The following is a 4,933-nucleotide window of genomic DNA, read 5'->3' on the forward strand; positions in this document are numbered from 1 at the left end:
TCTTCCGGCTTGTCGGGGTTGCCGTACTCGGCCATCCACGAGGCGCCGGCCAGCAGCGTGTGGTAGCGCCGCATGTCCAGCAGCGGCACCTGGCAGACCACGGCCTTGAACAGCTCGGGTCGCTGCAGCATCACCGCGCCGACGAGCAGCCCGCCGTTGCTGCCGCCCTGGATGCCCAGGTGCGCCGGCGAGGTGATCTTCGCGGCGATCAGGTCTTCGGCCACCGCGGCAAAGTCGTCGTAGCTCTTCTGCTTGTGGGCCTTGATCGCCGACTGGTGCCAGTTCGGTCCGTACTCACCACCGCCGCGGATGTTGGCCACCACCAGCACGCCGCCCTGGCGGTACCAGGCGGTGCCGAAGCCGGCCGAGTACCAGGGTTGCTGCGAGACCTCGAAACCGCCATAGCCGAAGAGCAGCGTCGGGTTCTTGCCGTCGGCCTTGGCGCCTTGCGGCCAGACGATGAAGTAGGGCACCTTCGTGCCGTCCTTCGAGCGGGCGAAACGCTGCTCGACGCGCAGGCCGGCGGCATCGAAATAGGCCGGGCGGGCCTTCAGCAGTTCACGCTCGTCGCTGCCGGTGCGGCCCAGCATCAGCGAATCGGGCGTCAGGAAGTCCGTGTAGGTGACGAGGTAGGCCTCGGCCAGCGCGTCGTCCTTCAGCAGCGGGTCGTGCAGGGTGCTGGCGCCCAGCGTGCCGGGGAAGGGTGCCTTGACCTCGCGGCGCTGCCAGCGGCCGTCCACCACCTGCCATTCCTCCAGCTTGCCGGCGACGTTGTCCAGGATGTTCAGCAGCACGCGGCTGCGCGTGGTCGACAGGCCGGCCAGCGAGCGCGTGGCGGTGGGTGTGAACAGCGCGGTGAACTGGCGCTCACCGGCCAGGTAGGCCTTGGCATCGGCAACCAGCAGCGAGCCCGCGGGCCAGGTGGTGTCGGCCAGCTTCCAGTCGCTGCGCAGCTGGATCAGCACCTTGTCGCGCCAGAAACTGAAGTCGCTGTCGTCGGGGCGGGTGATGGGTTGCAGCCTGGCGCCGTCCAGCAGCGACATCTGCGAGTGGTAGAAGTCCAGCGCGCGGCCGAAGGTGGTGCGCTCGAAGCCGGGCGTGCGGTCGACGCTGGCATAGGCGTAGACGTCCTTGGCCTGGCCCTCGAACACCGTGACGGCTTCAGCCAGCGGCTGGCCGCGCTTCCAGCGCTTGACGATGCGCGGGTAGCCGGAGTCGGTCATCGAGCCGGGGCCGAAGTCGGTGCCGACGAACACCGTGTCGGCATCGATCCAGTCGACCTGGCTCTTGGCCTCGGGCAGTTGAAAGCCTTTGTCGACGAAGCGCTTGCTTTGGGTGTCGAACTCACGCACCACCGTGGCATCGGCACCGCCGCGCGACAGGCGCAGCAGGCAGCGCGTGTAGTCGGGGCCTAGGCAGCTGGCGCCGGACCAGACCCAGTTCTCGTTCTCGGCCTTGCCCAGCGCATCGAGGTCGAGCACCGTTTCCCAGGCCGGCTGGGCCTTGCGGTAGTCGGCCAGCGTGGTGCGGCGCCACAGGCCGCGCTGGTGCTCGGCGTCGCGCCAGAAGTTGTACAGCCAGTCGCCCTGGCGGCTGACGTAGGGGATCTTCTCGCGGGAATCGAGGATGGCGCGGAAGCCGTCGCGCATCTTCGCGAAGTCGGGGTAGGCCTGCAGTTGCTGGCGCGACTGGGCGTTGCGCTCGCGCACCCAGTTGAGCGCCTTGTCGCCCTGGACCTCTTCGAGCCAGAGGTAGGGGTCGTCGGAGGAAGGGGTTTGAGCCATCGGCAGCGTGGAGGCGGTGGCCAGCAACAGCGCCGGCACGAGGGTGCGCAAGAAACGGGGCAGCAGGGGTGACATGCGGCAGTGGGGCCCTCGTGGGGCCGTTGAACTGAAGCGGTCAGGGATGATAGTGGCTGCCCCGGCCACGATCGCTGCGGGGTTTCAGCGCCCGCCGCGCCACAAGGGCTGCGGCTGCAGCTCCACCGAATGCGTTGCCGTGCTGACCCAGATGTGGCCGTCCTGGATCGTCAACTGCCATTGCAGCGAACGCTGGGCCAGCGCGGCCAGCGCCTGGCTCTGCTCTGGCAGCAGGCGCCAGACCTCCAGATTGCGCAGCCGCGTCAGCTTGGTCTCGATACCGGCCCACCAGATCGGCGCGGCATTGCTGTAGCAGTACAGCGTGACGCGTTCGGCGCGGCCGCAGGCCTTGACAAGGCGCCGGTCGTCGGGCTGGCCGACCTCGATCCAGTGCACCAGCTGGTCGGTCAGGTCTTTCTGCCACAGGTCGGGCTCGTCGGCGTCGGACAGGCCGCGCGCGAACTGCAGCGCGCCGCGGTGGTCGTCGGCCGGCACGTGCAGCGCATAGGCCAGCAGCCGCACCATCAGCCGCTCTTCGGTCTCGGAAGGGTGCAGGGCCAGCGTCAGCGAGTGGTCGCCGTAGACCTGGCGGTCCATGTCGGCGATCTGCAGGTTGGCCTTGTAGATCGTGGATTTGAGGGCCATGGCGGCAGCGGCGGGTGGGTGGGCGACGGGGGGCGGGAGGCGGCACTGTGCCACACCGGCACTGCACAATCGCCGCCGTGAAACCAGCCAAGCCGCTCCATTCGCCCGATCATGCGCCCGATCCCGCGTCGGAACCCGTCACCGAGGCGATGCTCGACGATGCCAACCCGGCGCGGCGCTTCGGCCGGCCGCCGGGCGGCTGGCGGCTGCGCGCCTATGCCGTCATCTTCGAATCAGACACGCCGGCCGGCCGCACGTTTGACCTGCTGCTGGTCGGCCTGATCCTGGCCAGCGTGGTGGTGGTGATGCTCGACAGCATGGCCGCGATCAGCCAGCGCTGGGGCCTGTGGTTCAGCGTGCTGGAGTGGGGCTTCACGGCGGTGTTCACCGCGGAATACCTGCTGCGCCTGGCCTGCGTGCAGCGGCCGGGGCGCTATGCGCGCAGCACCTTCGGCATCATCGATCTGCTGGCGATTGCGCCGACCTACCTGGCGCTGCTGTTTCCGGCGCTGCATGCGCTGATCGACGTGCGCGTGCTGCGCCTGCTGCGCATCTTCCGCATCCTGAAGCTCACCGCCTACGTCGCCGAATACGGCGCGCTGGGCCGCGCGCTGTGGGCCAGCCGGCGCAAGGTGCTGGTGTTCCTGTCCTTCGTGCTGCTGGTGGTGCTGGTGATGGGCACGCTGATGTACGTGGTCGAAGGCCCGGCCAACGGCTTCACCAGCGTGCCGGTGTCGGTGTACTGGGCGATCACGACGATGACGACGGTGGGCTTCGGCGACATCACGCCGAAGACCGACATCGGCCGGCTGATCGCCTCGGTGATGATGCTGCTGGGCTGGGGCACGCTGGCGGTGCCTACCGGCATCGTCAGCGCCGAGTTCACCGCGCAGCGGCTGGAGCCGGACCGCGGCAGCCGGCGCTGTGCCGCCTGCGGCAGCGAAGGCCATGCGCCCGGCGCGCGCTACTGCTGCGATTGCGGCGCCAGGCTGCCGGGCAGCGGCCTCAGAGGTTCGCGCCGGCCTTGAAGGTGTCGCACTGGTCGACGCTGCCGCTGGCCATGCCGCGCTTGAACCAGCTGACGCGCTGCGCGCTGGTGCCATGGGTGAAGTTCTCGGGCACCACGCGGCCCTGGCCCTTTTTCTGCAGCGTATCGTCGCCGATCTGCGAGGCGGCATTCAGCGCTTCTTCGACATCGCCCTGCTCCAGGATCTGCCGCGCGCGCTGCGCATGGTGGGCCCAGACGCCGGCATAACAATCGGCCTGCAATTCCAGCCGCACGCTCAGCGCATTGCCGGCCTGCGGCGAACTGCGCCGCCGCGCCTGTTCCACCTTGTCGGAGATGCCCGCCAGGTGCTGAACATGGTGGCCCACTTCATGGGCGATGACATAGGCCTGCGCAAAGTCGCCCGGGGCGCCCATGCGCGTGCGCATGTCCTCGTAGAAGCTGAGGTCGATGTAGATCTTCTCGTCGCCCGGACAGTAGAACGGACCCATCGCCGCCTGGCCGCTGCCGCAGGCGGTGACCTCACGGCCCTTGTAAAGCCGCAGCTTGGGCTCGCGGTAGGTGCTGCCGGCGGCGCGGAACTGCTCGCGCCAGACGTCTTCGGTGTCCGCCAGCACCATCGAGACGAAGCGCGCCATGGGATCGCCGGCCGGCGGCTTGGTGGCCGGGGCCTGCTGGGCCACCGGCGCCGGACTGCCACCGCTGAGCAGGCTCAGCACGGTCAGCGGGTTGATGCCGAAGATCCAGCCACCGATCAGCGCAATCGCCACGGTGCCGATGCCGATGCTGCGGCCACCGATGAAGCCGCTGCCGCCTCCGCCGCCGCCCTGGCGGGCGTCTTCCACGTTGTCGCTTTCGCGGTGCCCGTCCAATCGCATGATCGTTCTCCTGTGTCTGCCAGCCTGGGGCAATTTCCGCGCCGGGTCCTCAGGGCTTCTCGCCCAGCACGATCTTCAACCACTTCATGACGATATCCCCTCCATTGGCGATGTCGCGCCGTCTGCACAGTGTGGCCCAAACCCGCAATGGCATCATGCTGTCCCCTGTAACGGGACTGTCATGAGCGGTCCCGCCACATCGAAAGACACGCATGGACGCCGAAACCAACACCTTGCTGATCGACTGGGACCAGCCTTTTGGCCTGCCGCCTTTTGCGCAGATCCGAGCGGAGGATTTCCGGCCGGCTTTCGAGCGGGCGATGCGCCTGCACAGCGCCGAATTGGCCGCCATCGCGCAGCACGGCGGCGCCGCCGGCTTCGACAACACCGTGGCCGCCTTCGACCGCGCCGGCACGCTGCTGGGGCGCATCCAGGCGGTGTTCTACAACCTCACGGCCTCGGCCACCTCGCCGGCGCTGCAGGCCGTGCAGCGCGAGATGGCCGCGCCGCTGGCCGCGCACTGGAGTGCGGTGTACCAGGATGCC

Annotated in this window: 4 protein-coding genes and 1 pseudogene; 2 read left to right on the forward strand and 3 right to left on the reverse strand. The window is 68.8% G+C overall.

The genetic code is table 11. The annotated features are described in order from the left end of the window. Both VLK61_RS24340 and VLK61_RS24345 read right to left on the reverse strand, forming a co-directional pair. On the reverse strand, positions 1-1,859 hold a 1,859-nt coding region (locus VLK61_RS24340), incomplete at its 3' end, for a prolyl oligopeptidase family serine peptidase (protein WP_325424841.1). A gap of 84 nt (positions 1,860-1,943) precedes the next feature. Continuing rightward, entirely contained in the window at positions 1,944-2,504 is a 561-nt protein-coding gene (locus VLK61_RS24345; protein WP_325424843.1) for a YaeQ family protein, read from the reverse strand. Between the two features lie 149 nt (positions 2,505-2,653). Between VLK61_RS24345 and VLK61_RS24350 the strand changes: the two genes are divergently transcribed. Then, positions 2,654-3,532, forward strand: coding sequence for an ion transporter (locus VLK61_RS24350; RefSeq protein WP_325424847.1), 879 nt, complete (start codon positions 2,654-2,656; stop codon positions 3,530-3,532). On the opposite strand, the gene ypfJ is transcribed toward VLK61_RS24350, so the two are convergent. Beyond that, positions 3,510-4,388: a neutral zinc metallopeptidase gene (ypfJ, locus tag VLK61_RS24355; protein WP_325424845.1), complete on the reverse strand. Its 879-nt coding sequence runs from the start codon at positions 4,386-4,388 to the stop codon at positions 3,510-3,512. The genes VLK61_RS24350 and ypfJ overlap by 23 nt on opposite strands. 212 nt (positions 4,389-4,600) lie before the next feature. On the opposite strand from ypfJ, the pseudogene VLK61_RS24360 reads away from it, so the two are divergent. Further along, positions 4,601-4,933, forward strand: a pseudogene (locus tag VLK61_RS24360) (peptidase M3); the annotation flags it as partial.

Origin of the sequence: Aquabacterium sp. (assembly GCF_035476535.1) — a bacterium.
GTDB lineage: Bacteria > Pseudomonadota > Gammaproteobacteria > Burkholderiales > Burkholderiaceae_C > Pseudaquabacterium.